Source organism: Kitasatospora sp. RG8, from assembly GCF_017813315.1.
Taxonomy (GTDB): domain Bacteria; phylum Actinomycetota; class Actinomycetes; order Streptomycetales; family Streptomycetaceae; genus Kitasatospora.
Window position 1 is genome coordinate 27,288 of sequence record NZ_JAGIYX010000019.1, and the last position, 25,592, is coordinate 52,879.

The following is a 25,592-nucleotide window of genomic DNA, read 5'->3' on the forward strand; positions in this document are numbered from 1 at the left end:
GCCGCAGGGCGCTGGGGCGTGGCCGGTCAGACCAGTTTGGCGGCGTGCTCGTCGGCCGCGTCGAAGAGGTCGGCGGTGTTCTGGCCGTTCTCGCCGACGCTCAGCAGCTTGAGCTTGATGCTCTCGACCAGCCCGTTGAGGCTCGTGGTCGGCTTGTCGACCTTGCTGTGGTACTGCTGGCCGATCTGGTCGTGCCCGCCCGCCTTGACGTTCTTCAGCCCGATGTCCTTGAGCTCACCCTCGATCTTCTCGACCAGCGCCGCCATCTCGGGGAACTTGGTGAACTCCGCCTTCAGGTCCTCAAGCTTCACCAGCTGCTTAGCCATTGAACTCCTCCTGCTTGTCCGACCGCCGGGCCCGGTCCGCTCCCGGCCGCATCGCGGTGAGCGGCGCCAGCAGCGCGTCCAGGTCCAACCCGCCCGATCCGGGCAGGAGTTCGTCCTCCCGCTCGCCGGTGAAGGCCAGTCGCAGCGACTCGCCGACGCCGTCGAAGGAGCGCATCGCCCGAGCGATCTGCTCGCCCATCCGGGCCTGGGCCTCGTTCAGCACGTCCTTCAGGACGGCGGCGAGGTGGGCGGGGGCCATCTCCTGGTAGGCGGTGGTGTGGAAGGTCAGCGCGAGCACCTGGCCCTGCGCGCCGATCTTGGCCGTGACCAACCGGTCCTTGGTGGTCGCCGAGGCGCTCGACGCCTGCAACTCCTGCGTCATCGCGGCCATCCTGGCCTGCTGTTCCTCCAGGGACGCCATCGCCTTGGCGAGGTGCTCCTCGAACGAGAACTCCATCTCCGTACCCTTCCCGACTGTGGAAACGTTCGACCGGCTCAGCGGCCGATCACTCCGTGGACCGCACCGGTGTCGGTGCCCCAGACCTCTTCGTCCTCGGACAACCAGGTGGTCCGCTGGCGGTCCTTCTCTCCCTGGGCGCCGCCGCCCATGCCTCCGCCCATCGGCATCATCGGGGCCCCGGCGCCACCGGAGGTGGTCACCGAACGGCCCCGCATCGCGGCGGCCTCCTCCGCGGCGAGGGCGGAGGCCTTCTGGCTCATCGCGGCCTTCTCGCCGGCCGCGGCCCCGGCGACGGTGGCCGTCTTGCCGCCGGGCGCCATCCCGCCGCTGTTCTCGATGGCCTTGGTGCTCAGCCCGCCACCGGAGCCGACCAGCCGGGGCCCCGTGCCGGAACCAAGGCCCTCGCCACCGCCCGTCCCGCCGAACAGCCCGGCGTACGGGCCCGGCGAGCTGATCCCGGTGCCACCGCCCGACGAGCCGCTCCCGTAGTCGCCGAAGGACCCGAGGTCGAGGTTCCAGGAGGGGAGGGTGGACGGCGGCCGGGTGGTGCTGGTCTCACCGCCGCCACCACCACCGCTGCCACCCGAGATGATCGCGTCGACGGCGTGCTGCCGGTCGGTGTAGCGCTGGGTCATGTCGGCGATGGGCCGGCCGGTCGAGTCCAGCAGCGTTCCGTCCGCGGCGATGGTGCCCCCCTTGGGCATCATCACCGGGTTGCCGTCACGGTCCAGCACCTGCTTGCCGTCGGGGCCGATGACCGAGCCGTCCTCGCGGACGGTCGAACCCTTCGGCACCTTGGCGTTCGGGCCGTAGATGCCGCTGCCCGTACCCGGCGGGATGTCCGAACCGACCGGCACGACGACCGGCTTGCCGTTCTTGTCCTTGACCGGTTGTCCGTTGCCGTCGTACACCTGGCCGTTGGCGCCGATGTATCCGCCCGGGGGCAGCAGCACGGGCTTCTTGTCGGCGTCCAGGACGGGCTTGTGGTCCTTGTCGAGGATCGGCGTCCCCGCGCCGTTGCCGCCGATGCCGCCGCCGCCGATCCCACCGCCGCCCCCACCGATCACCGGGGGCGGGGGGAGATGGGAGTTGGAACCGCCGCCTCCGGTACCCCCGCTCCCCGAGCCGCCACCGCCCCCGCCCGCGCCGCCGCCGAGGTCGAGCTTCTTGTTCGTGCCGTCGCCGCCGCTGCCACCGCTGCCACCGCTGCCGCTGCCACCGCCGAGGTCGGTGTCGTTGCCACCGGAACCCGTCTTGTCCTTCTCGGGGTCCGGGGCCGTCGCCGGGGGCAGCTCCAGGCCGACCGGCCGGTAGCCGAACCCGAAGTCCGTGTCCAGCGTGCTGTAGGCCGCCAGCAGCCCGTCCATCGGATCCGCCGACATGACCTGGCGCTCGCTCACGACCCGGGGCGCCTTGCGATTGTCGAGGAAACGCTCGACGTCGGCCAGCCAGATGGCCTTCGCCCGCTGCTCCAGCCTGTCGTAGAAGTCCTGCTCCCGGGGATCCCCGAACGCGGTGCTGACGGACTGCAGCTTGTTGTTGGCGTCGAAAGTCGGTGTGACGTTCTGCAGGGTTTCCGTCAGCGCCTGGAAGATCGCGTGCGAGGGCCACTGCTTTCCCGTGCTCCAGTACCACTCCTGGACGTAGTGGAGTCCCGTGATCGCGTAGTCGATGGCGTTGGCGGCCGCGTTGAGATCGGTCTCGAACGGCTCCTTCTCAAGCTGCAGCCGCATGCCGTCCAGCTCCAACGCGTACTGGTTGAGGAGCGTCTTGAACGCGCCTGCCGCGCTCCCCTGCCAGGCGCTGTCCGGCGCGTCGAGCTTCTCCGCCCACTCCTTCACCACCGGCACCCAGGTGTTCAGCCAGGACCTGACCTGCCCGATGCCCGTCGCGCCGGCTCTCAGGCTCGCTGACTTGACCGTGTCGTTGCCCGTCCCACCCGGCATGAGCGGCGCGAAGATCTCGCGATGCTGGTTGAGGAACTTGGACAACGGCTTGTCCGTGTCGTTGCCCCAGTCGGTGTAGTTGACGCTCAACGTGATCGAGTAGTTGTAGTGAGCGAGGCCGATGGAGTAGTTCCACGCCCACCAGATATCGGGTGACCCCATCCCGGAGTACCGGCCGTCGGCGGCTGTCGCATTGGTGTAGTAGCCCCCACCGGCCACCATCTTGTTGATCGGCCTGAACCAGGGCTTGTCGGCCGAGGGCCCCGCGACCTCCTCCCTGGTGACGATCTTCGCGGTGCGCTGAGCCTCGGAGGCGAACGTCTTGAGGACGTCCTCCCATCGCATCGTGGCCATGGGCTTCGCTGTCTCCTATCCGGTGGGGCGCTGCAGGGGGTGGGTCCGGACGACGGGCCCCCGGGGAACGGCGGGGTCCGGTGAACCCTGGGGCTCACCGGACGGGTCGATCAACCCGGCTTCTACTAGGCGGACTTCGGAGGAGCCGAAGCGATGACCTTGTTGAGGATCTGCAACATCTCCGCGGTCGTGATCGCCTCCTCGTGGGCGCTGTCCATGATCTGCATCGCCTTCAGGATCTCCAGCTGGGCGTCGGTCATCTGCAGACCGGCTTCCTTGAGGTCCGAGGCCAACCCCTTGGCCAGTGCCGCGAACTTGGCCTTGACGGAGCCCGCGAGGGGGAAGGAGCCGGCGAATCCCGTGTACAGCTGGGTGTACTCACCGGGCTCGATCCCGCCGAAGGAGAGCATCGCCTTGTACCCGGGGTCGGAGGCCAGTTGGTCCAGGAAGTTCTTCAGCTGGACGTTGGCGAAGTACTCCAGGTCGTCGTGGTTGACGCTGAGCGTGTGGTGGAGGTCGACGCCGCCCGGCCCCGGCTCAGCCATCGTGTCCGCCCCCTCCGCACCCCCGGTTCACCGCGGTCATCAGCCGACACCCGCGGCGCCACGGCGGTCCGCGTCACGGAGCAGGCCGTGCATCTCGCGCAGCTTGTTGGCCGCGTCGGTGACCTGTCCGCTCATGACGGTGTCGAGGGCGTCCAGGTGATCGGCGAAGTTCTTGGCGGCCGTCGCGAGCTCACCGCTGAGGTTCGCCTGGTCCTTGCGGAGCGCGTCGCGGAAGCTCTCCATCTCCGACTGCATCGTATTGCCGGCGGCGACCAGGTCGTCCGCCGCGTCGTCGATGTTGGCGTGCTGGAGCCTGATGCCCGAGGGCGCAGGGGTCGTCATGGGAGGAGGTCCTTTCGATGGGTCGCCGTGCGACCTCGTTCAGCCGTGGAAGCGAACGCACGGACGGCGCGAGGGCACTGCGCGGATCGGATGGGGGAACGGAAGGGGAGAGGGCGTCAGTGCGCCTTGGGGTTGAGGCCGGACTCCACCATGGCGGAGTAGCCTCCGCCGACCTGCCCGGCCACGTTGTAGGCACTGTCATGGCCGGCGAAGACCGTCCCGCTGCCCGCCAGGAGGTCGGCGTGGAAGCGGTCGTACTCCCGCGAGAGCTGGACGTACTCCTCGTGCCATTCCTTCATCTTCTGTACGAAGACGCTGCTGCAGGCGGCCTGGAAGTGCTCGTGGATCTCGGTGTTGATGGCTTCGACGTTGGCGCCGGCGGCCTTCATGCTGCTCATGTGCGTCTCCACCGTGTGGAGCACGTTCTTGATCGTCGTGTTGTCGATCTGGAGAGTGCCGGGGTTGGGAGTGGTCACCGGGGTCCCTTCGTCGGTGTGCGGACGTGCGGCGGCCGCCGCGGGGAGGGGTCGAAGGACCCGCTCATCCCGTTCAACGGGCCGGTGCCGCAGGTGGGTTCAGCGGGGCGGCGGTCCGGTCGGGCGTCAGCGCGCGCAGGTCGGGGCGGCCGAACGGGCGGCCGGGCCGGCCGCGCCGGTCAGCGCGGCCGGGTCGAGGCTGGGCCCGGTCGGGAACAAGGTCAGCAGGCCCTCCGGAACGGCCGACGGGACGGTGTCGCCGTACCCGAGCTGCTTGGCGACGGCCGCCGAGGCGAGCGGGTACTTCACCCCGGCATCGGTGACCAGGTAGAGGGTGGCTCCGACGCCCGCACCGGACAGGGCACGGACCAGGGCGCCACCGCCGGGCCGGACGGCGATGCTGTCGGCACCGGCGCAGGCCGGCTCCACGCCCGGCTGGGCGGCCGGCGGCGGGCCCGCGACGGCGGAGGCGTCGAGCAGGCTGACGGAGGTGGTCGGCGCCTGGTCGGTGAGCCGCAGCTCGGCGCAGACGCCCCGGCTCTGGGGGATCGTCACCAGCTCCGGCGGCGCGGTGGGCAGCCCGGCGGCGGGTGGGGCCTGGGCGGCCGGGGCGGTGTGCGCGGCGAGGTCGGCCGGGCTGAGGGCGGCGGGGGTGACGGCCGCGTTCTGGTAGGCGGCGCTCTGGGTGCGGGGGTCGTTGCGCAGCAGCTCGAAGGCCATCCGGCTGAGCGGGGTGAGGCCCGCCGCGGTCAGCAGGTAGGGGTCGCCGCCGGGGCCGGTGAAGAGCTGGCCGATCCTGGTGGGGCCGGCGGTGAGCTGCGGGCCCGCGTTGCCCCGGCCGTCCGGGACGGTGGCGGTGAGGTCCGGTCCGGCGGCCAGCGCGTTGAGGAAGGCGGCCGTGACCGGATGGGCGGTGACGGCGGCCTGGCCGAGGGCCAGGCGGGCGTTGTTGCGGGTGTCCAGGCGGAGCCGGCGGCCGTGCCAGAGCAGGTACTGGGTGTCGTCGGGCGCGACCACCAGTGCGCCCTGGCCGTCCGTGAGGCTCGTCCCCCGGTTGCCGGGGCCGACCGCCAGGGCCAGTTCCGGGCGGCGGCCGCCGGACGGGGCGGGCCCGCTGACGGCGCAGGCGAGCCAGGGCGCGTCGGCGAGCCGGTCCGGGCCGGGCAGGCCGTCGGGGGCTCCGAGGACGCCGATCGGGGCGCCGCGCGGGGTGTCGGCCAGCGACTTCACGCTGACCTGGTCGACCACCAGCTGGTCGCCGGCCAGCAGCCGGGCACTGGCCTCGTTCAGCACGGGGTGCAGGCTGCCGTCCAGGTAGAGGTACCGGGCGCCGCTCTCCTTGACCACCACCAGGGTGCCGGGCTTCTTCCAACCGGTGGCGCCGCCGGGGACGAGCGCGCCGTAAACGGCGACGCCCAGGCACACCAGGACGGCGATGACCAGCCCCGTCATGGTGCCCCGCGAGGTGCGTCCGGACGGGGTGTCCGGGGCGTCGGGCTCGCCGCGGAGCATGCCGGTGGCGAGCCTGCCCATCACGAACAGGTGGGCCTGCACCTGGTCGCGCTTCGACTGCATCTCGTGGTTCTCCTCGGGGCGGCGGAAGGTGGTGGGCCGTCGGGACCTTGGGGGCCGTCAGGGAGGCTCAGCCGGCGATGGCCCGCAGTGCGTGGTAGACCCCGGCCACGGCCAGCGCCAGCGGGAGCACGGCCATCGCCACGGCCGAGTGCAGCAGGTCGGCGGCCCGCCCCCAGTACGGCAGCAGCCGGCGTCCGGGTACGGTCCAGGCCGCGATCGCCAGCGCGGCGGCCACGGCGAGCAGTCCGGCGAGCAGCAGCAGGCGGCCGCCGGTCCCCTGGCCGAGCGCGGCGCCACCGGTGAGCAGCGCCAGCCCGTAGACGCCCGGCAGCAGGACGGCCAGCCGCTGCGGGATGCTCCCGACGGCCCGGGCGTGCAGGAGCAGCAGGACGGACAGGGCGGCGGTGAGGGACTCCGCGGCCCAGCCCTCCGCCACCCCGATCACGGTGGTGCAGAGGGTGAGGACCAGCCCGAGTGCCAGGTGGAAGGAGGTCAGGTAACCGTCGGCGACGGCGCTGCGGCTCAGCACGGTGGCGCTGGGGAAGGCGGCGATCCCCTCCTGGAGCTCGTCGGCGTTGCGGGGCAGGGCGGGCAGCCGAAGTCCGGACAGCCGGAAGCAGATCCCGGGGACGAAGGCGCCGATGACCACCGCCAGCACGGCGAGGACCGCCGCCGCCTCGGGTGCGGTCACACCGTTCAGCACGAGCACGCCGGCCAGGACCACGTGCAGGGCCACCAGGACGGCGCCGAGGAACAGCGGCGCCGAGCAGCCCACGGCGGCCACCGCGAGGACCGCCGCGCCGGCGGCGGCGGAGCCGCCCGCCAGCAGCCGGGCCCCGGCCACGCCGGCCCCTCCGCCGGTCGGCAGCAGGCCGCCGGCCAGGGCCAGGTAGGGCACGGCCATGGCGCCCAGCGCGGTTCCCGCACCGGCGTCGCCCACCGCCCGGGAGGCGCTGACGGCGCCGAGCAGCAGCAGGACGCCGGTGACGGCCGCGGCCAGGTCCCGGGTGGACTGCGGCCCGGGGAGCAGCAGCAGGGCCAGCCCGCCCGCCAGGACGGCTACGGCCAGCCCCACCGCCAGGTGGTGGGTCAGCGCGGGCCGCCAGGTGTCGGGGCGGGCCTGCATCCCGGTGGCGACGCCGTCCGCCAGGTCGTCGAAGTGCACCTCCGGCAGCGCGTCGCGGCGCGGACGCAGGTAGAGGTCGTCGCCGTCGCGCAGTTCGAGCGCGTCCGCGCTGAGCTCCTCGTCCAGCGGCGCGCCGCCGAGCCGTTGGAGCACCCAGCCGTCGTGGTCGACTCCCTGCTCGTCCACCCCGGGGCCCGCGTAACCGAGCACGGCCGGCAGCAGGTCGGCCAGCGGAACGTCCGCCGGCACCGCGAGTTCGAACACCGCGTCGGGTGTCCGGAACCTCAGTCGGCACAGTCCGGCAACGGCGGTCCCGTTCAAGGCTCTCCTACCCTCCGACGACCCGGGAATCTCCAGCGGACCGGCCGGGGCGGCGGCGTGGCGGCGCACCTCGGCGGGACGGTCCTGGCGGGGCGGGCGCCCCGGCCGCCTGGGGGAGGAGCAGCCGGGGCGCCGCCCGCACCGGGAGTTACGTGGGGCGGGGCCCGGGAGGTTCACCGCCCGGCGGAACGCGCCGGGGTGCCGGGCCCGAGGTGCGCCGGGGCGGCGGGCCCGAGGTGCGCCGGGGTGCCGGGCCCGAGGTGCGCCGGGGCGGCGGGCCCCGGGGTCCACCGCCCGCCGGGGCAGCCGCCCGTGAACCCGCGGCGGGCCGCCGTCCGTGTCCCCTGACGGACGACACGCGTCCCGGGCCGCGGATCACCGGCCGGCCGTCCCCCATCGCGAGGAGCCCTTCGTTGAGCGTGGTGCTGGTCAACCGTCCTCCCCGGCGCCCCGGCCCGGAGATGCCCGACGGGGAGATCCAGTTGCAGGAGCCGCCCGGCCTCCCCGAGCAGCAGAGCGGGATGGCGAGCGTGATCAGCATGGCGCCGATGGCGCTGAGCTCGCTCTCGATGGTGTTCATCTTCCTGCGGCCGGGCGAGAGCGGCGGCATCCTCATGTACATCGCGATGGGCATGATGGGGCTCTCCGCCGTGGGCATGCTCGTCACCCAGCTGATCCGCGGCTCCAGCGACCGCAAGCGGGAACTGCGCGCCGAGCGCCGTGACTACCTGCGCTACCTCTCCCAGATCCGCCGCCAGGTGCGCGGCCACATCGCCCGTCAGCAGGAGGCCCTGGCCTGGCGCCACCCCGCCCCGTCCGCCCTGGCCGCGCTGGCCCGCACCTCCCGTCTGTGGGAGCGCCGGAGCGCGCACCCGGACTTCGGCGACGTGCGGATCGGCACCGGTCCGCAGCGCCTCGCCGTGCGGCTCGCGCCGCTGGCCACCAAGCCGGTCGAGGACCTGGAGCCGCTCTGCGCCCACGCGCTGCGCCGCTTCATCAACGCCTACGGCACCGTCGCCGACCAGCCGATCGCGGTCTACCTGCGGGGCTACGCGCAGGTCCTGCTGCGCGCCGACGACCGCGCGGCGGCCCGTGACCTGGCCCGCGCGATGCTGGCCCAGCTGGCCGTGTTCCACGCCCCCGACGAGCTGCAGATCGCCGTCGTCACCGACGCGGAGCACCGCGCCGAGTGGGAGTGGACCAAGTGGCTGCCGCACGCCCTCCACCCGGTGGACACCGACGGGGTGGGCCCGGTGCGGCTGGTGGCGGGCTCGGTCGCGGAGATCGAGCAGCTGCTCGGCGGCGAGTTCGCGGCCCGGCCGCCGTACGAGCCGGACACCCAGCCCGGCCGGGACGAGCCGTTCACCGTGATCGTGCTGGACGGCCCGCAGGCCGGCCCCACCAGCCGGGCCGCCCTCGCCGGCTACCGCAACGCCACCCTGATCGACCTCGGCGACACCCTGGAATGGAAGCCGTCGCGGTTCCGGCTGCGGCTGCGGATCGAGGACGGTGCGCTGGCCATGGTCGGCGCGGACCGCAACCACCGGGACGACGTCACCGACCTCGGCCGGCCCGACGCCCTGCCGGCCACCGCCGCCCGCCGGCTGGCGGCCGCGCTGGCGCCGTTCCGGATCGGCGACACGACGGAGGCCGGGGAGCCGCTGGACGCCGACTTCGACCTCGCGTCGCTGCTCGGCATCCGCGACCTGTACCAGCACGACGTCGCCGAGAACTGGGCCCGCCGCGGCATCGCGGACCGCCTGCGCGTCCCGCTCGGGGTCTCCGGCGACGGCTCGCCCGTCGAACTGGACATCAAGGAGTCGGCGCAGGGCGGCATGGGCCCGCACGGGATGCTGATCGGGGCGACCGGCTCGGGCAAGTCCGAGCTGCTGCGGACGCTGGTGCTGGCACTCGCCGTCACGCACTCCTCCGAGGTGCTGAACTTCGTCCTGGTGGACTTCAAGGGCGGCGCGACGTTCCTCGGCCTCGACCGGCTGCCGCACACCTCGGCGGTCATCACCAACCTGGCCGACGAGGCCGAGCTGGTCGACCGGATGCGCGACGCCCTGCACGGCGAGCTGGTCCGCCGCCAGGAGCTGCTCCGGGCGGCCGGCAACTACACCTCGCTGCTGGACTACGAGACGGCGCGCGCCGCCGGGGCGGCTCTGGAGCCGATGCCGACGCTGTTCGTGGTGGTCGACGAGTTCAGCGAACTGCTGGCCGCGCACCGCGACTTCATGGAGCTCTTCATCATGATCGGCCGGCTCGGCCGCTCCCTCGGCGTGCACCTGCTGCTCGCCTCGCAGCGCCTGGACGAGGGCCGGATGCACGCCCTGGAGTCCCACCTGTCCTACCGGATCGGCCTGCGGACCTTCTCCGCGATGGAGAGCCGCGGCGTCCTCGGGGTCCCGGACGCCTACCAGCTGCCCTCCCAGCCCGGCAACGGGTTCCTGCGCAGCGACATCGCCACCCTGACCAGGTTCAAGGCCGCGTACGTCTCCGGCCCGTACAGGGCCAGGGTCCGCGCCGCCCGCCAGGAGGTGGTGGCCGGCCAGGTCGCCGCCTACGGCACCGGGTACGTCGCGCCGCGCCGGCCCCTCGCGCCCGTCGAGGAGACGCCCGAGGAGGCGACGGCTCCCCAGGAGACCCGCAGCCTGCTGGAGATCGTGGCGGATAAGCTCACCGACGCCGGTCCCCCGGCCTACCAGGTCTGGCTGCCGCCGCTGGCCGCGGCGCCGACGCTGGACGAACTGCTGCCGCCGCTCGCGCCGCACTCGGAGCACGGCCTGACCGTCGAGGACCCGGCCCTCCGCGGCACCCTGACGGTTCCGATCGGCGTCGTCGACCGCCCCTTCCAGCAGCTGCGCGACCTGCTCACCGCCGACCTCTCGGCCGCCGACGGCCACGTCGGCATCGCGGGCGGCCCGCAGAGCGGCAAGAGCACCCTGCTGCGCACCCTGATGACCGGCCTCGCACTCACCCACACGCCGGCCGAAGTGCAGTTCTACTGCCTCGACTTCGGCGGCGGCACGCTCTCCGCGCTGCGCGGCCTCCCGCACGTCGGCGGGGTCACCGGCCGGCACGACCCCGAGCGGGTGGTGCGCACCATCGCGGAGGTCAACGCCATCCTGGTCCACCGCGAGCAGCGCTTCGCGGAGCTGGGCATCGACTCCGTCGCCTCCTTCCGCCGGCGCCGGGCGGCCGGCGAACTGCCCGACGAGCGGCACGGCGACGTCTTCCTGGTCATCGACGGCTGGAACACCATCCGCCAGGAGTTCCCGGACGCCGCCCCCGCGCTGACCCTGATCGCCCAGCGCGGCCTCAACTACGGCATCCACCTGATCGTCGGCACCACCCGCTGGGGCGAGGTCACCGGCGCGCTGCGCGACCTGCTGGGCACCCGGTTCGAGCTGCGGCTCGGCGACGCGGTCGACTCCGCGATCAACATGCGGGCGGCCGCGAAGGTGCCGAAGGTCCCCGGCCGCGGCCTCACCGAGGACCAGATGCACTTCCTCACGGCCCTACCCCGGCTGGACGGCAACAGCGGCACCGACGACCTTGGGGAGGGCGTCGCGGACCTCGTCGACGCGATCGCCGACCACTGGACCGGCCCGCGCGCGCCCGAGGTCCGGATGCTGCCGCTCACCGTCGACGCCGCCACGCTGCCCGCCCCCGAGGGCCGGCTGCGCATCCCGATCGGTCTGCAGGACACCACCATCGCGCCGCTGTGGCACGACTTCGAGGAGTCGCCGCACCTGCTCGTGGTCGGCGACACCGAGTCGGGCAAGACCAACCTGCTGAAGCTGGCCACCGCCGCCATCACCGGCGCCTACACCCCCGACCAGGCACGGATCATGCTGGTCGACTACCGCCGCGAGCTCTACGAGGCCGTCCCCGACGAGTACCGGCTGGGCCACGCGGTCGCCCTGGACGTCCTGCGGCAGATCGTCGACGGCGCGGCCCGGGCCATGGCGAACCGCCTTCCCGGCGCCGACATCACGCCCGCCCGGCTGAAGCTCCGGGACTGGTGGGAGGGGCCCGAACTCTTCATCCTGGTCGACGACTACGAACTCGTGTCGGGCGCCTCCGGCAGCATGAGCGGCCACCCGTTCTCGGCCCTGCTCGACTACCTGGCCCAGGGCGCCGAACTCGGCCTGCACCTGATCGTCGCCCGCAGTGCGAACGGCATCGCCCGCGCGATGTCCGACGCCCTGCTGCGCAAGCTGGAGGAGGTCAACACCCCGGTGATGCTGCTCTCCTGCCCGCCCAGCGAGGGCTACGTGTTCGGCAACCTCAAGCCGCGCACCTTCCCGGCCGGCCGTGGCCTCTACGTCACCCGGCGCCGCACGGTGCAGGTGCAGACCGCGATCCTGGCGGAGGAGGAGAAGGAGGGGTCGGAGGACGGCGGGTTCTGAGGCCGGGCCGGGGCCTGCGGCCCGGGCTTCGGCCTCGGCCAGGGCTACGGATACGGCTACGGCCCCGGTTTCGGCTTCGGTCCGGCTTCGGTCCGGCTTCGGTCCGGCTTCGGTCCGGCTTCGGTCCGGCGGCTGAACCACCTTCGGTCCGGCGCCCGTAGAGCCGATTGGAACCCGCCGCAGCCGCGGCCGGCGGCGAGAGGGCAGAGCGTTGAGCACAGCAGGACAGACGGTCGGCGCGGGGCGCGGTGACGACCCGGCCGCAGGTGCCGCACCGGCCTGGCGCCGGCTGGCCCGCCGCCTCGGCCCCGCCGCGCCCCGGCCCGCGGCCGGCTCCCGCCCCTCGACCCTGCACCAGGCGGGCCCGCACTTCGTCATCGCCCCGGGCGACGGCGGAAGTGGCGGGCCGACGACGTTGCCTCCCGCGCTGACCACAGCGCTGGCGCGGCTGGAGCCGGTGGTGCGCACCGTGACCGTGCTCGCCGCCGCCCCCGACGCGCCGGACGTGCTGTTCGAGCGGCTCGACGAGCTGATCCGCACGGTTTCCGCGAGGGGGGCCACCGCTCTGGTCCTCGCCGCCTCCGGGCTGGCCGCCGCCCCGGCCGAAGGGCGGCGGCCGTCCGAACAGGTCGCCGAGCTGACCGGGATCGGCATCGTCGCCCCGGACGGGGTCGTGACGCTGCGCCCGGACGGCACGCTGCTGACGACCGGTCCGGAGGGCGGCGTCCCGTCGTCCTGGTGGCTCTGCACGCCCGCCGGGGTGGTCCGCCGGCTCGGCCCGGTCTGGCCGCTCTCCCACCGGGGCGGCGCCGCCCGGTCCGGGGTGGTCCCGGCGGTCGTCAACGCGGCACCCCATCTGGCACCGGCCCCGATCCCGGTCGCGGTCGCGCCGGCGGTACCGGTGCAGGGCTGGGCCACGGCACCCGCCGGCCGGGCCGTGGCACCAGCGCCAGCGCCGACGCCGACACCGGGGTGGGTGGTGGCCCCGGCGCCCGCGCCGGCCGCCGAGGCGCCCGTCCCCGCCGCCCCGGCGGGACCGCTCACGAGCGTCGGCGCTCCCCCGCCGCCGCCGGCTGCCACCGCGCCGGAGCCGGTGCCCGCGAGCGCGCCGACGCCCCCGAGCCCGTCCACGGACGGGCCGGCGAGCCCGGCCGCTCCCCCCGGTGTCCGGACCGGTCCGGTGACCGCAGAGACCCCCGTGCCGGACCGCCCTGACGACCTCCCGGCCACCCCCTTCACCGGCGGCTTCCGGATCGGCCTCGGCCCGGACCCGCTCGCCGGGACTCCCGGAGCGCCGGCCCGGGCCGAGGCCGGGGAGGGCACCCTGGTCCTGCTCGTCGGCCGCCCCGGCGAGCCGCTGCCGCAGGCCCACCGCCTGGCCGCCACCACCCGCCGGCTGTTCCCCCGGCCGCCCGCCGGACTGCTGCTGAGCGCGCCCTGGGCGCCCACCGCCGCGCTCACCGTGCTCGCCGCCGGGCTCGCCGCCGAACTGGAACGCGACGTCCGCGTGGCCGTCGGTCTGCCGCAGCGCACCGCCGGCGGCTTCTCCGCCCGCGTCCTGGACGCCGACGGAGTCCCGGCCTGGGAACCGTGGCTGACCGAACTCACCGCCTCGGCCGGCCTGCGCCGTGTCGTGGCCTCCGCCTGGCGCAGCGCACCGGCCGGCCTGTCGCCGTGCGGGCCGGCGCTCTTCGCGGCCGCGGTGCCGGGGTGGCTCCTGGAGGCCGTGCCGGCCGGCCTCTGGCTTCGCCCCGGGGACCCGCCACAGGACCTGGCACCGCGGCTGCTGGACCCCGACCCCGCAGGACCGCTGCTGATCGTCGGTGAGGAAGGCCGGCCCGTACCGCCGGACGTGGCGGCCGGTGCGGGCGACCTGGTGACCGCGCTCGCCGGGCAGGGCGCGCCCGCGCCGCGGCTGACGGTCCGCGGAGTGGCGAGCCCCGACGCCACCACACCGGGGAAGCTCGACGCCGACCGGCCCGTACGGCCAGATGCGGACGCCGCGCCGGACGCGAACGAGGACGCGGACGCGGACGCCGCACCCGACACCGACCCCACGCCGGACACTCACCCCGGGCCCGACCTGGATCCTGCGTCGGACGTCGACTCTGCGTCGGAGGTGGACGCCGCACCCGACACCGACCAGGCACCGGACACCGTGCCGGACGCGGAGGCGGCCGCCTCCGAGGCACCGGCACCAGCACCCGGCCCCGGTCAAGGGCCCGAGACCGAGACCGCACCCGCCCACACCCCCGCCACCGCCCCGGGCCCCGCCCGGCCCTTCGGGCCCGAGACGGCCGCCGCACCGGCCCGCCCGAGCACCGCCGCCGAACGCGCCGCCGTCAAGGACCTCCTGGGCGGCCACTTCCAGCGCTGCGCCAGCCACGCCGACCAGGTGGCCACCCGGCTTCCGGCCCTGCGCTCCGGAGGCCGCGACGATCTCAACGAGCTGAAGACCGACCTCGCTGCGGTGTTCCTGCATCACGCCGACCCCGGTGCCCCGGTCTCCCGCACGGAGCTGGTCGAGGCGGCCCGCCGGCCCGACCCGGGGCCGCTGGACGCGTTCCTGGCCTGCCTCGGATCCGGCCTGCGCAGGCTGCCGAGCCACCACGGCGCCGTGCTGCTCGGCGCCCACGCGACCGCGGAGGAGCTGCGGCACTACGTCCCCGGGGCCCGGCTGACCGAACCTGCACCGGTCGTCGGTCTCCCCTCCCACGACGTCGAGCTGGGGACACCGGTCGAGTTCGCCGTCTGGTCGGCCACCGGCCGGCGGACGGCGGTGTTCGCCGAGGAGGGTGAGCACGAGGTGGTGTTCCCGCCGGGCTCGCACTTCTCCGTCCTCGACGTGCTGCCGGGCGAGGACGGCCGTCCGACCCGGGTCCTGCTCCGCGAGACCGGCCTCCCCCTCCCCCGGGAGCGCGCGGAGGTGGGGCTGGCGGACGACGACCGTGACCAGCACTGCCGCGCCCGGCTCCTCGTCTGGCTGGCCCGCCGGGACCTCCTCGCCCCCGAGGAGCGCCGCACCCCGGACCGCCCGGAGCGCTTCCTCCTCACCCCCGGCGTCGCCCCGCACCGGGCCACCACCTCCGCCCCCTCCGCCACCTCCGGCGACGCGACCTGACGCCAAGTCAGCGCCTTCGCGCGGCACGCGGCCGAGCAGGACGGCCACCGCCGCAGGGCCGTCGGCGCCCCCGGCGGACGGCGGGTGCCGTCGGCACCCTACTCGCCGGTAGGCTGCCCGCGACCTTCGCGGACACGGCGGCACAGGCGGGACGGGACATGGGGATACGGCTGCTCGGCCCGGTCGAGCTCCGGCTCGCGGACGGCGAGGCCGCCGGGGTCGGCGGCGCGCAGCGACGGGCGGTGCTCGCCCTGCTCGCGCTGGAACTCGGGCGGGCGGTGCCGGTCGAGCGGTTCTTCGAGCTGCTCTGGGCCGACGCGCCGCCGACCCGAGCGAGGGCGGCCTTGCAGGGGCACGTCGCGGCGCTGCGCAAGGTCCTGGCCGGTTCGGGGTTCACGCTGCTCACCCGGTCGCCCGGCTACCAGCTGACCGGCGAGCCCGGGGCGGTGGACGCGCTCGCCGCCGGGGCGCTGGCCGCACGCGCCGCGACGACCGCCGACGACGCGGCCGCCGCCGCCCTGCTCCAGCAGGCGCTGCGGCTCTGGCGGGGTGCGGCACTCGCCGACCTCCCGGCCACCCCGCTCTGCGCCGCCCTGGCCGACCGGCTCGACGACACCCGCACGGAGACCCTGACCGCGTGGGCCGGGCGGCAGCTGCGGCTCGGGCAGGGCCACACGGCCGTCCCCGCGCTGGAGCAGAGCGTCCGTGCGGACGGGCTGCGCGAGCCCACCACAGCCCTGCTGATGCGCTGCCTGCACCAGGGCGGTCGCGGCCCGGACGCGCTCCGCGTCTACCACCGGACCCGCGTGCGGCTGGACGAGGAGTTGGGCGTCACGCCGGGCCCCGCGCTCCAGGCGGCCCTCACCGCGGTCCTGACCGCCGACCGGGTCGCCGAACAGTCGCCCACCGACCGGCCCACCGCCCAGGGCACCGGTCCCGCCACCGGGGCCCCCGGCATGCCCGCCGTGCCCGTGCCCGTGCCCGTCGCCGGCCAACTGCCCTCCCCGCCCCGGGGTTTCGTCGGCCGCGCGACCGAGGACGGCTGGCTGGACCAGCAGTGCGGCCCGGACCGCAGCGGGGACGGCCTGGCCGTGGTGGCCGGCCCGGCCGGCGTGGGCAAGACCGCGCTGGTGGTCCGCTGGGCGCACCGCGCGGCGGCGGGCTTCCCGGACGGCAGGCTCTTCGCGGACCTGCGCGGCTTCGACCCGGCCGGTCCGGGCGACCCCGGGCAGGTGCTGGGGGGCTTCCTGCGGGCCCTGGGCGTGCCCGAGACGGCCATCCCCGAGGAGCGGGACGCGCGGGCGGCGCTCTTCCGGGAGCAGACCGGCCGGCGCCGGCTGCTCGTCGTGCTGGACAACGCCCGGTGCGTCGCCGACGTCGCCGGCCTGCTGCCCTCCGGGCCCGGCTGCGCCACGGTGGTCACCAGCCGGAACAGCCTGGAGGACCTGGTGGTCACCGACGGCGCCGCCCTGCTCCAGCTCGACGCGCTGCCCGCCGGGGACGCCCGCCGGCTGCTGGAGCGGCAGCTGACGGCCGAGCGGGTGGCGGCCGAGCCGGACGCGGCCGGACGGCTGGTCGGGCTCTGCGACCGGCTGCCGCTCGCGCTGCGCATCGTGGCCGCCCGGCTCGCCGCCCGCCCCGGTTGGCGGGTCGCGGACCTGGTGGAGGAGCTCTCCGACGAGCGGACCCGGCTGGCCTCCCTGGGCACCCCGGGCGGGGTGACCAGTGTCCGGACGGCGCTCTCCCTGACCTACCCGCACCTGCCGGACGGCGCGCGGAGCCTGCTCGCACTGCTGACCGTGCACCCCGGCGCCGAGGCCGACCCGTACGCGGCGGCCGCCCTGCTCGGCACGGACGCCGCTGCCGCCCGGCAGGCGCTCGGCCCGCTCACCGCCCACCACCTGCTGACCGAGCCCTCGCCCGGCCGCTTCGGCCGGCACGACCTCGTCCGGCTCTACGGCGCGGAGCTGTTCGAGCGGCTTCCCGAGGGGCGCCGGCGGCAGGCGTTCCGGAGCCTGGCCGACTACGAGCTGGTCGCCGCCGGCCTGGCCGTGCAGCGGATGAACCCGTTCCACGAGCCGTTCCGGCCGACGGGGCCGGGGCCGCTGGCACTGCCCCGGCTCGCCGACGCGCCGTCCACGCTCGCCTGGTGCCACGCCGAGGAGCCGGTGCTGCGCGCGCTGGTGACGGCCGCCACCGACCGCGGCGAGCACGAACGCGCCTGGCGCCTGGCCCGGGTGACGGCCACCCTGTACTACGGCGCCGGACGCGTCTCCGACCGGCTCGGCTGCCTGCGGATCGGGCTGCGGGCCGCCCGGCTGGACGGCGGCCGCGAGGGCCTCGCCGCCATGGAGGCGGCGACGGCCTGCGCGCTCGGCTCCGCCGGACACGTCGCCGAGGCGCTGCCGCTCGCCGCCCAGGCCGTCGCCCGGACCACCCCGGACGACGGCGACCTGCACATCCACGCCCTCTCGGTACGCGCCTCCATGGCCGCGCTGTCCGGCGACCCGGCCGGGGCCGACCGGCTCTCGCAGGCCGCCCTCGACCTGATCCGGGCGAGCGGGCTGCGCGAGCACGCCGCCACGGTGCTCAGCAACGCGGCGGCGGTCAAGGTCGTCCTCGGCGAGCCGGCGGCGGCGCTGGACCACGCGCGGGAGACCCGCGCCCTGCTGGCGGACAACCCGACGGCCAACGCCCATCTCTGGGCGATGGTCAGCGAGGCCCTCGCCCTTCAGGCGCTGGGCGAGCGGACGGCGGCCGAACGGGTCTGGCGGGAGGCGCTGCGGCTGTGCCGGTCGACCGGGAACGTGCGGCTGCACGCCCTGACGCAGCGGCACTTCGCCGGTTTCCTGGCCGGGACGGGCCGGGCCGACGAGGCCCGCGAGCACCTGCGGGCGGCGAGCGAGCTGTACACCGCGCACGGGGACGCCCGACCGGCCGAGGAGCTGGACCGGCTGCTCGCACCGCCACCCGCCGCCGCGGCCGACGACCCCCGGGGCCGCCGCCGGATGCGGATCGCGTGAGCCGGTGCGCCGCCCCGGACGACCGACCCTGGGCCGGGCCCCGACCCCGACCCTGAGCCCGAATCCGAACCCCCAACCCGACCCTGGACCCCAACCCGAACCCGAGCCCTCCGGAGACGACATGACCATCCATCACCTGGACTGCGCCACCATGTGCCCGGTCGGGGGCAGGTTGCTGCTGGGCGCCGGCGGACCGCTGGTCGGGCACCTCTCGGCCCACTGCCTGCTGGTGGAGGGGGCGGAGGGGCTGATCCTGGTCGACACCGGCTTCGGGACCGGCGATGTCGCCGACCCCCGCCGGCTCGGGCGTGCCTTCCTCGGCACCGTGCGGCCCCGGCTCGAACCCGCTCGCACCGCTCTGCACCAGGTCCGCGCGCTCGGCCACGACCCGCGCGACGTCCGGCACATCGTGCTGACCCACCTCGACCCCGACCACGCCGGCGGGATCGGCGACTTCCCGCACGCCGAGGTCCACGTCCTCGCCGACGAGCTGCGGGCCGCCACGGCGCCGCCCACCCGCGGTGAGCGGGACCGCTACCGCCCGGTCCAGTGGGCCCACGGTCCGCGCTGGGCCGAGCACCGGGCGGACGCCGCCACCGAGGACTGGTACGGATTCCGGGCGCTCCCGATCCTGCCGCGCGAGGCGCCCGGTCTCCTGCTCGTCCCGCTGGCGGGGCACACCCGGGGCCACTGCGGCGTCGCCGTCCGGGACGCCGACGGCTGGCTGCTCCACTGCGGCGACGCCTACTTCTCGCGCACCGACACCGACCCCGCCTCCCCCCGCCGGCCGCCCGCGCTGACGGCCTTCCAGCGCATGATGGCCGTCGACAACCGCGCCCGTCTGCACAACCGCGAGCGCCTGCGCGAGCTGCGCCGCACCCGGCCGGACGAGGTACGTCTGATCTGCGCCCACGACCCCGCCGACCTCGCCCCGTACCGGGCCGGCTAGGTGTACTGACCACGGAGGTTGGTGACGGGGTTCACTGTGTGGTGATCTTGAAATGAGTGAGGGCCTTCCGGCTCGGTGTGGATTGCGACATCTGCACCGGCTTCCGGATCCGCTCCTCGACGAGCGGACGCCCCGGGCGGGTCGACTTCACGGCCGGGTGCGTCGCTCGGAGACGTCGAACGCGGGCGCGAGCGGGGACAGCGCCGCGCGGAGCCGGTCGGGCAGTGAGCCGGAGGGCACGACCAGTCCTCCGACGCCGGGACCCCCGGCGTTCCCGGCGTTCCCGGCCGGCTGGAGCCAGCCTTCCAGTGCGATGCGAACCGCCGCGGCCACGCTCGCCGCGAGAACGCGCGCCGTGTGCGGTCCGGCGTCACCCAGGCGTTCGGCGATCACCGCCGTGAGAGGGGGCTCGATCCCGGCGGTGGCGTCGAGGAACGCGTCGCGCAGGGCGGTCCGGGTCGTGATCAGCAGCAGCGCCCGGTGCTCGTGCTCACCCGTGTTCGTGTACTGCTCGACCACTGCTTCGGTGACGGCATCGGCCAGGCGCGTTCCTGCGGGCCGGGCCGCGACCGCCGCCGCGATCCGCGTCTCCCGGTCTGCGGTGACAGCGGAGACGATCGCCTGCTCGCGGCTGGCGAAGTAGTTGTTGTAGGTGCGCGGCGAGACCCCGGCCGCCTCGGCGATGTCCTCGACCCGCACCTGGTCCGGCCCGCGCTCCACGGCCAGGCGCAGGGCCGCCTCACGTAGCGCCACGCGCGTGGCCTGTTTCTTCCGCTCCCGCAGCCCTGCCGGTGGTGTCGTCACGGTGTCAGCCTTCCACACAGGCCTGCGCGCACGCAAACTTGCGTGCGCGCACTTTTCATGTCAGCCTCGACCCGCCCGAGACCGACGGAGAGGACGTCACCATGCGTGCAAGAGGAATGACCTACGACACGGGATTCGTCGTGCACGGTCGGACATCCCGCGAACACTTCGACCCCGCGGTGGTCCGCCGCGAGCTCGCCGTCATCCGCGACGACCTGCACTGCAACGCGGTCCAGATCATCGGCGGTGACCCGGACCGACTGGAGCTGGCCGCCGGTGCGGCCGCCGAGCTCGGCCTGGAGGTCTGGTTCTCGCCCTATCCGCTGGAGCTGGATCCGGAGCAGATCCTCACGCTCTTCCGCGACTGCGCCGGGCGGGCGGAACGGCTCCGGCGGCGGGGGGCCGCGGTGGTGTTCGTCACAGGGGTCGAGCTGAGCGTGATGAACCGCGGGTTCCTGCCCGGAGACACCCCCGAGGAACGAGTCGGGCAGCTGATGGGACGACCCGAGCGGCGGGCCGAAGCGATGCACGGGCTCGGCGTGCGCATCAACGCGTTCCTCCGGGATGCCGCGGCCGCGGTCCGCGAGCACTTCAAGGGCAGGCTCACCTACGCGTCCATCCAGTTCGAACAGGTCGACTGGACCCCCTTCGACTTCGCGACGTTCGAGCTGATCCGCTCCGCCGAGGTCGCCGACCGGTTCCGGGACGCGGTACGCACCCTGGCACGGGGCCCGAAGCCGCTCGCCATCACCGGGTTCGGCACCGCGGCCTACCGCGGTGCGGGAGACCGCGGCGGGCGGGTGCTGGACGTGGTCGAGTACGACCCGGCGACCAGGGCCCCTGCACGACTGGACGGCGTGTACGAGCGCGACGAGGCCGGCCAGGCCGCCTATCTGAGCGAACTGCTGGAGATCTTCGAGACCGAGGGCGTGGACAGCGCGTTCGTGTTCCTGTTCGCCCTTCCCGGCTACCCGCACCGCCCCGACGGCGACCCCAGGGACGACTTGGACCGGGCCGGCCTGGGCATCGTCAAGCTCCTCGAAGGGGGGCGCCGGGGGCAGACCTACCCCGACATGGACTGGGAACCCAAGGCCGCCTTCGCCGCGGTGGCGCAGCGGTACCGGAGGTGACCGGCCCGCACGCGGCGGCCACGACCCGGGATCCGCACTGCCTCGCAGCGCGGATCCCGAGCGGGTGGAGGCGGCGTTCGCGGAACCCGCCGCGGAAGAACACCGCCTCAGGTCGCGATCGACTGCTGGAGCACTACGGAGACCCGGGCGGGAAGAGGGTGCCGGGGCGGCGGGTGTGGTCGTCGAAGATGACGTGCTGCCCGGCCGAGGCGCCGGACAGCGCCCACAGGCCGATCGCGCAGGCGACGGCGACGACCAGCAGGGCGGTCGAGACCATGACCGCCCGGCGCCGGAGCTCGAAGCGGTTCCACGCCCGCCGGGCACGCTGGTAGGCGTCCTCGGGGGGCTCCTCGACGGTCTCCGCGAGGGACGCGAGGACGGCACGCAGCCGGTCTTCGGTGGACGCGCCCATGCCTAGGCCCCCTTCAGGATCCTGCTCAGCCTCGCCATCCCCCTGGAGGCGTGGGACTTCACGGCGCCCGGCGAGATGCCCATGATCTCGGCGATCTCGGCCTCCTTGAGGTCGAGCCAGTATCGCAGAACGAGCACCTGGTGCTGCCGGGCCGGAAGGGCCGCCAACGCCTTGGCCACCAAACGGTGTTCGTCCCTGATGAGGGCCTGGGTCTCGGCCGACAGCTCCAGCCGCTCGACGTGGTGGTGGGTGTGCTTGCGGACGACGCGGAGGTGGCGCAGCCGCATCCGGGCCATGTTGCAGACGGTCCCGCGGAGGTAGCCGAGCGCGGCGTCCGGGGTCCGCAGCCGGCCCCAGCGGCGGTGCAGTTGGTAGAAGGCCTCGGCCACCACGTCCTCGGTGTCCCCGTCGGCGCCGAGCAGGAAGGCGAGCCGCAGGAGCCCGTGGTAGTGGGTGGCGAAGAGGTGGGCGATGGCGGCGTCCCGGTCGGCGTTGCCGGCGTCGAACCCGTCCGGCGGGACCGGCGGGTCCCGGTGCGGCGGCCCGCCCCCCTGGTCACCGGCCGTGCGGGTGCCGTCGGACGCCTGGGCGGGGTGGTCGGGCCCCGGCTCCTCTTCAATCAACCCGCACCGCGAATCGCGAGCCCCTGCGCTGGACATCCCGGTCCTCCTCGGGCTGCTCGGTCCGCCGCGGCACACCGGCGCGGTCGAGGACGGGGGTGAGGGCCAGCGCCACGAGGAGGTTGGCGACGAGTGCCGTGACGGCGACGTACACGGGGAGGTGGACGAGGCCGAGGCCGACGTCGACGACGGAGGAGAAGCCCCCGCTGACCACCAGCGCGGTGCCCGCGAGCATGCCGACCGCCCACCCCGCGAGCAGGGCCCGGTGGTGGAACCAGCGGGTGAACGGCGCGAGCCCGACGGCGGGCAGGGTCTGGCTGATCCAGACCCCGCCGAGCAGGTGGAGGTTGATCGCGTCCTGCGGGTGGAGGGCGAGGGCGAAGGCGAGGGCGCCCGTGATGATCACGACGGCGGCGAGGCCGGCCGCCCTGACCTCGTGCTTCGGGGTGGCGGTGGGGTTGAAGTACTCGGCGTAGATGTTGCGCGCGACGAGGGTGGCGATCCCGACGGCCATGACGGCGGCCGGCAGCAGGGCCGCGATCGCCAGTGCGCCGAGGAGCAGTCCGGAGACCGGGGGCGCGTCGAGCCGGTCGAGCAGCATCGGCACGGCCAGCTCCGCGTGCCCGTCGGGGGTGCGGACGTCGAGGGCGAGCGCGACGAAGCCGAGGTAGGCGAAGAGGCCCAGCGCGGCGGTCCACAGCGGCAGCGAGAGGACGGCACGGCGCAGCGCGTCGGTGCTGCGGGCGGCGAAGGACACGGTGAGGACCTGCGGGTACATCAGCTGGGCGAGCGCCGAACCGAGGGCGAGCGTCAGGTAGGCGGCCTGGGAGCCGGGCGGGGCGACGGAGCCGAGGCCCTCGGCGGAGAGCCGCCGGCCGGCCTCGGCGAACACCTGCCCGGGACCGGCCGTCCGGCGGGTGGCCATCAGGAGCACCACGGCCAGCATGCCGAAGATCAGGACGGCCTTGAAGCGCGCGAACCGGGCACAGGCCCGCAGCCCGCCGGGGAGGAGGACGAGGGCGAGGACCACGAACGCCCCGGCGAGGCCGAGCAGTCCGGCGGGGCCCTGCGGGTCGATCCCCATGACGCGCAGGACCGCTTCGAGCCCGACCACCTGGAGGACGAGGTAGGGCATCGCCGCGAGGATGCCGGTGAGGGCGACCGCGAGTGCCAGCGCGTGCGACCCGTGCCGGTTGAGCGCGAGGTCGGCCGCGGTCAGCAGCCCGTGGCGGGAGGCCAGTTCGCGCAGTGCGGGAAGGACGACCAGGGCGACGGGCTGCAGCAGCACGGTGTAGGCGAGGGCGTACAGCCCGAACCCGCCGGTGGCGTAGGTGAGTCCGGGAACGGCCACCACGGTGTAGGCGGTGTAGACGGTGCCGCCCAGCAGGACGGCCGTGCCGCCCGGGCCGAGCCTGCGTCCGGCGAGCGTCCAGCCCGCCGGATGGGGGAGTTCGCGCGGGTCGGAGCGCCGTGCGGCGACGCGCACCGCGGCGGCGACCCCTCCCACGAGCAGTGCGAACGAGGCCAGTGAACCAATGGAGGACATCTGCCGCCCTTGTCTGCATGTACGGTTCAGGCGTTCGTCATGTTCATGCGACAGGACCGTAATCCGAGCACGTGACGGACGCAACAAAGCAGGGTGCGCTTCCCAGGTGGTGGACGCCCCATCCCCCGGAATGCGCCGGATTGCCCCGGCTTCCGGCAACGGCCCGCCCCTCGCGGGTGTGACGCAGATCACCCGGTCAATACGGTCGCCCGGGTAAACCGAGCGTCGGGCGTACGCAACTCCCCTGTGAGGCGGAGCCTTGCGCCGGCCCCACCGGGTCAGCCCGGACGGCCGGCGACGAACCTCGTGGAAGGTCGACGGGGACGGTGCGCCGGTCCGCCACCTGGAGCCGGCGCTCATGCGGAGGACCCTTTCCGAATATCCGACCGGAGTGCGGGATGCCCCTTTCTGACAACTTTCAAGACATTCGCGACAACGGTGCCGACCCGCTGCGGCTGCGCTCCCTTCCCACCGGGAACCGCCGTGCGGCCCAGGCCGCCCCGGGCGGTCCGAGCCGGTCCCTGCTCGCGCCGGAGCCCCCGGCGGACCGGCCGTACGACCGCACCGGACGCCCGGGGCCGGGCGGGCCGGCCGCGCCCGCCTCCGCCCCGGCGGCGGAGCAGGTCGTGTTCCGGCTGCTGGGGCCCCTGGAGGTGGTCCACCACGGCCGTGCGCTGCCGCTGGGCGGCGTCATCCAGCGGACCACGCTCGGGTTCCTGCTGCTCCACGCGAACCGGGTGGTCTCGACCAACCAGTTGCTGAAGGCGATGTGGCCGCAGGAGGCCCCGCCGACCGCGCGGAAGATGCTGCAGAACGCCGTGTCGGGGCTGCGCGGCCTGCTGGCCCGCGCCCGGGTCGACCCGCGCGCGGCCGAACTGGTCAGCCGGGCACCCGGGTACATGCTGCGGATCGACGCCGACCACATCGACCTGGCGCACTTCCAGTCCCTCCTCCAGGACGGACGGGCGGCCCTGGTCTCCGGCTCGCCCGGTGACGCCGCCCGGCTGCTGCGAACGGCGCTGGACTGCTGGCGCGGGCCCGTCCTGGAGGACCTCGCCGAGACCGGCATCGACTGGCCGGAGCTGGCCGCCCTGCGCAACTCCCGGATGGCGGCCCTGGAGGACTACTTCGAGGCCGAGCTGGACAGCGGCCGCCACCACGAGGTGATGGCCGAGCTGGAGGCCGAGGTCGCCCTGGCCGCCCCCCGGGAGCGGCTGTGCCGGCTGCTGATGCTGGCGCTCTACCGCTGCGGCCGCCACGTGGAGGCGCTGGGCGTCTACCGGCGGCTCAGGCCCCGGCTGCTGGACGAGTTCGGCCTGGAGCCCGGCCCGGAGCTCCAGGACCTCTACCGGGCGATCCTGCGTCACGACCCCTCCCTCGACCTGCCCACGGCACCCGCCGGCCCGGCCGCCCGGGCGCCCCGCCGGAGCGTCCCGGTGGGGCGCCCGGTCACCCCCTACTGCACCGAACCCGGCCGCGCCCCGCTGCGCAGCACCGTCGTGCCGCCCCGGGGCGCCGTGCCTCAGCAGGGCGCCGTACCGCCACCGCAGGGCATCGGCCGGCCGCAGGCCGCGGCACTGCGCTCGCCCGACCGGGTCGCCGAACTGGAGCTGCTGCGCAGCCTGCTGACCCTGGTGCGGCGCAAACGCAAACCCCATGTGGTGACCATCCTCGGCAACCGGGACACCGGGAAGAGCGGGCTGGTCACCGACTTCGGCGACAGCCTCCGGCAGGACGGCGTGGCGACGCTCTGGAGCGCCGACTCGGTCGCGCGGCCCCGGGAGCAGGCCTCCGGCGGGCTGCACAGCGCGCTCGAACGGGCGGCGGCCGGCCAGCCGCTGGTGGTCGTGCTGGAGGACCTGCACCGGGGCGACGACCCGGTGCTCGCCTCGCTCGGCGACGCGGTCCACACCCCGGGTCCGCTGTCGCTGCTGGTGATCGTCACCGCCCGGCCGGAGCTGGCCGGGCCGGAGCTGGCGATCCGCCGGCCGGGCCCGGACGACACCGCCCCCTCGTCCACGACCATCACGCTGGAACCGCTCTCGGCGGCCTGACCCCGGGCCGGGCGGGTCGCCGGGGGACGGCGGCCCGGGCCGGCCCG

18 protein-coding genes are annotated in these 25,592 nt (G+C 74.9%); 6 read left to right on the forward strand and 12 right to left on the reverse strand.

Going from position 1 to position 25,592, the window contains the following annotated elements:
* Window positions 1-26: 26 nt before the first annotated feature.
* The 8 genes from J5Y04_RS25640 to eccD all read right to left on the reverse strand — a co-directional run bounded on the left by J5Y04_RS25640 (window position 27) and on the right by eccD (window position 7,471).
* The gene (locus J5Y04_RS25640; RefSeq protein ID WP_209414676.1) at window positions 27-326 is read right to left on the reverse strand and encodes a hypothetical protein; all 300 of its coding nucleotides are present in this window, start codon (window positions 324-326) and stop codon (window positions 27-29) included.
* Complete coding sequence (locus tag J5Y04_RS25645; protein WP_209414678.1) at window positions 319-783, reverse strand: YbaB/EbfC family nucleoid-associated protein; 465 nt, start codon at window positions 781-783, stop codon at window positions 319-321. Before J5Y04_RS25645 ends, J5Y04_RS25640 begins: the two co-directional genes overlap by 8 nt.
* Before the next feature lie 38 nt (window positions 784-821).
* Complete coding sequence (locus J5Y04_RS25650; RefSeq protein ID WP_209414681.1) at window positions 822-3,086, reverse strand: hypothetical protein; 2,265 nt, start codon at window positions 3,084-3,086, stop codon at window positions 822-824.
* Window positions 3,087-3,211: 125 nt separating this feature from the next.
* Window positions 3,212-3,631 (reverse strand): hypothetical protein, encoded by a 420-nt coding sequence (locus J5Y04_RS25655; RefSeq protein ID WP_209414683.1) that lies wholly within the window; start codon window positions 3,629-3,631, stop codon window positions 3,212-3,214.
* Between the two features lie 39 nt (window positions 3,632-3,670).
* On the reverse strand, window positions 3,671-3,973 hold the full coding sequence (locus J5Y04_RS25660) for a hypothetical protein (RefSeq protein WP_209414686.1): 303 nt from the start codon (window positions 3,971-3,973) through the stop codon (window positions 3,671-3,673).
* A gap of 116 nt (window positions 3,974-4,089) precedes the next feature.
* A complete protein-coding gene (locus J5Y04_RS25665) occupies window positions 4,090-4,449 on the reverse strand; it encodes a hypothetical protein (RefSeq protein ID WP_209414688.1) in 360 nt (119 codons plus the stop codon).
* 126 nt (window positions 4,450-4,575) lie between these two features.
* Window positions 4,576-6,024: a type VII secretion protein EccB gene (gene eccB / locus J5Y04_RS25670; RefSeq protein WP_209414691.1), complete on the reverse strand. Its 1,449-nt coding sequence runs from the start codon at window positions 6,022-6,024 to the stop codon at window positions 4,576-4,578.
* A gap of 67 nt (window positions 6,025-6,091) precedes the next feature.
* Complete coding sequence (gene eccD, locus J5Y04_RS25675; RefSeq protein WP_209414693.1) at window positions 6,092-7,471, reverse strand: type VII secretion integral membrane protein EccD; 1,380 nt, start codon at window positions 7,469-7,471, stop codon at window positions 6,092-6,094.
* A gap of 461 nt (window positions 7,472-7,932) precedes the next feature.
* On the opposite strand from eccD, the gene eccCa reads away from it, so the two are divergent.
* The 4 genes from eccCa to J5Y04_RS25695 all read left to right on the forward strand — a co-directional run bounded on the left by eccCa (window position 7,933) and on the right by J5Y04_RS25695 (window position 18,979).
* Window positions 7,933-11,886, forward strand: a complete 3,954-nt coding sequence (eccCa, locus tag J5Y04_RS25680) for a type VII secretion protein EccCa (protein ID WP_209414851.1) — start codon at window positions 7,933-7,935, stop codon at window positions 11,884-11,886.
* 211 nt (window positions 11,887-12,097) lie between these two features.
* Entirely contained in the window at window positions 12,098-15,007 is a 2,910-nt protein-coding gene (locus J5Y04_RS42970; protein WP_209414694.1) for a hypothetical protein, read from the forward strand.
* 158 nt (window positions 15,008-15,165) lie between these two features.
* A complete protein-coding gene (locus J5Y04_RS25690) occupies window positions 15,166-18,030 on the forward strand; it encodes a BTAD domain-containing putative transcriptional regulator (protein WP_209414695.1) in 2,865 nt (954 codons plus the stop codon).
* Between the two features lie 121 nt (window positions 18,031-18,151).
* Window positions 18,152-18,979, forward strand: coding sequence for an MBL fold metallo-hydrolase (locus J5Y04_RS25695; RefSeq protein WP_209414696.1), 828 nt, complete (start codon window positions 18,152-18,154; stop codon window positions 18,977-18,979).
* Between the two features lie 147 nt (window positions 18,980-19,126).
* Here the strand turns inward: J5Y04_RS25695 and J5Y04_RS25700 are convergent, their stop codons facing one another.
* Window positions 19,127-19,783 (reverse strand): TetR/AcrR family transcriptional regulator, encoded by a 657-nt coding sequence (locus tag J5Y04_RS25700; protein ID WP_209414697.1) that lies wholly within the window; start codon window positions 19,781-19,783, stop codon window positions 19,127-19,129.
* Window positions 19,784-19,884: 101 nt separating this feature from the next.
* Between J5Y04_RS25700 and J5Y04_RS25705 the strand changes: the two genes are divergently transcribed.
* Window positions 19,885-20,913: a hypothetical protein gene (locus J5Y04_RS25705; RefSeq protein ID WP_245205434.1), complete on the forward strand. Its 1,029-nt coding sequence runs from the start codon at window positions 19,885-19,887 to the stop codon at window positions 20,911-20,913.
* Window positions 20,914-21,046: 133 nt separating this feature from the next.
* Here J5Y04_RS25705 and J5Y04_RS25710 read toward each other — a convergent pair whose 3' ends face one another.
* From J5Y04_RS25710 to J5Y04_RS25720, 3 genes are read right to left on the reverse strand one after another with little or no spacing between them, the layout of a single operon-like run.
* Complete coding sequence (locus J5Y04_RS25710; RefSeq protein WP_209414699.1) at window positions 21,047-21,325, reverse strand: hypothetical protein; 279 nt, start codon at window positions 21,323-21,325, stop codon at window positions 21,047-21,049.
* Window positions 21,326-21,327: 2 nt separating this feature from the next.
* Window positions 21,328-21,948, reverse strand: coding sequence for a SigE family RNA polymerase sigma factor (locus J5Y04_RS25715; RefSeq protein WP_245205435.1), 621 nt, complete (start codon window positions 21,946-21,948; stop codon window positions 21,328-21,330).
* Complete coding sequence (locus J5Y04_RS25720) at window positions 21,941-23,491, reverse strand: sodium:solute symporter (RefSeq protein ID WP_209414704.1); 1,551 nt, start codon at window positions 23,489-23,491, stop codon at window positions 21,941-21,943. Before J5Y04_RS25720 ends, J5Y04_RS25715 begins: the two co-directional genes overlap by 8 nt.
* A gap of 398 nt (window positions 23,492-23,889) precedes the next feature.
* On the opposite strand from J5Y04_RS25720, the gene J5Y04_RS25725 reads away from it, so the two are divergent.
* Complete coding sequence (locus J5Y04_RS25725) at window positions 23,890-25,545, forward strand: AfsR/SARP family transcriptional regulator (RefSeq protein ID WP_209414706.1); 1,656 nt, start codon at window positions 23,890-23,892, stop codon at window positions 25,543-25,545.
* Window positions 25,546-25,592: the final 47 nt, after the last annotated feature.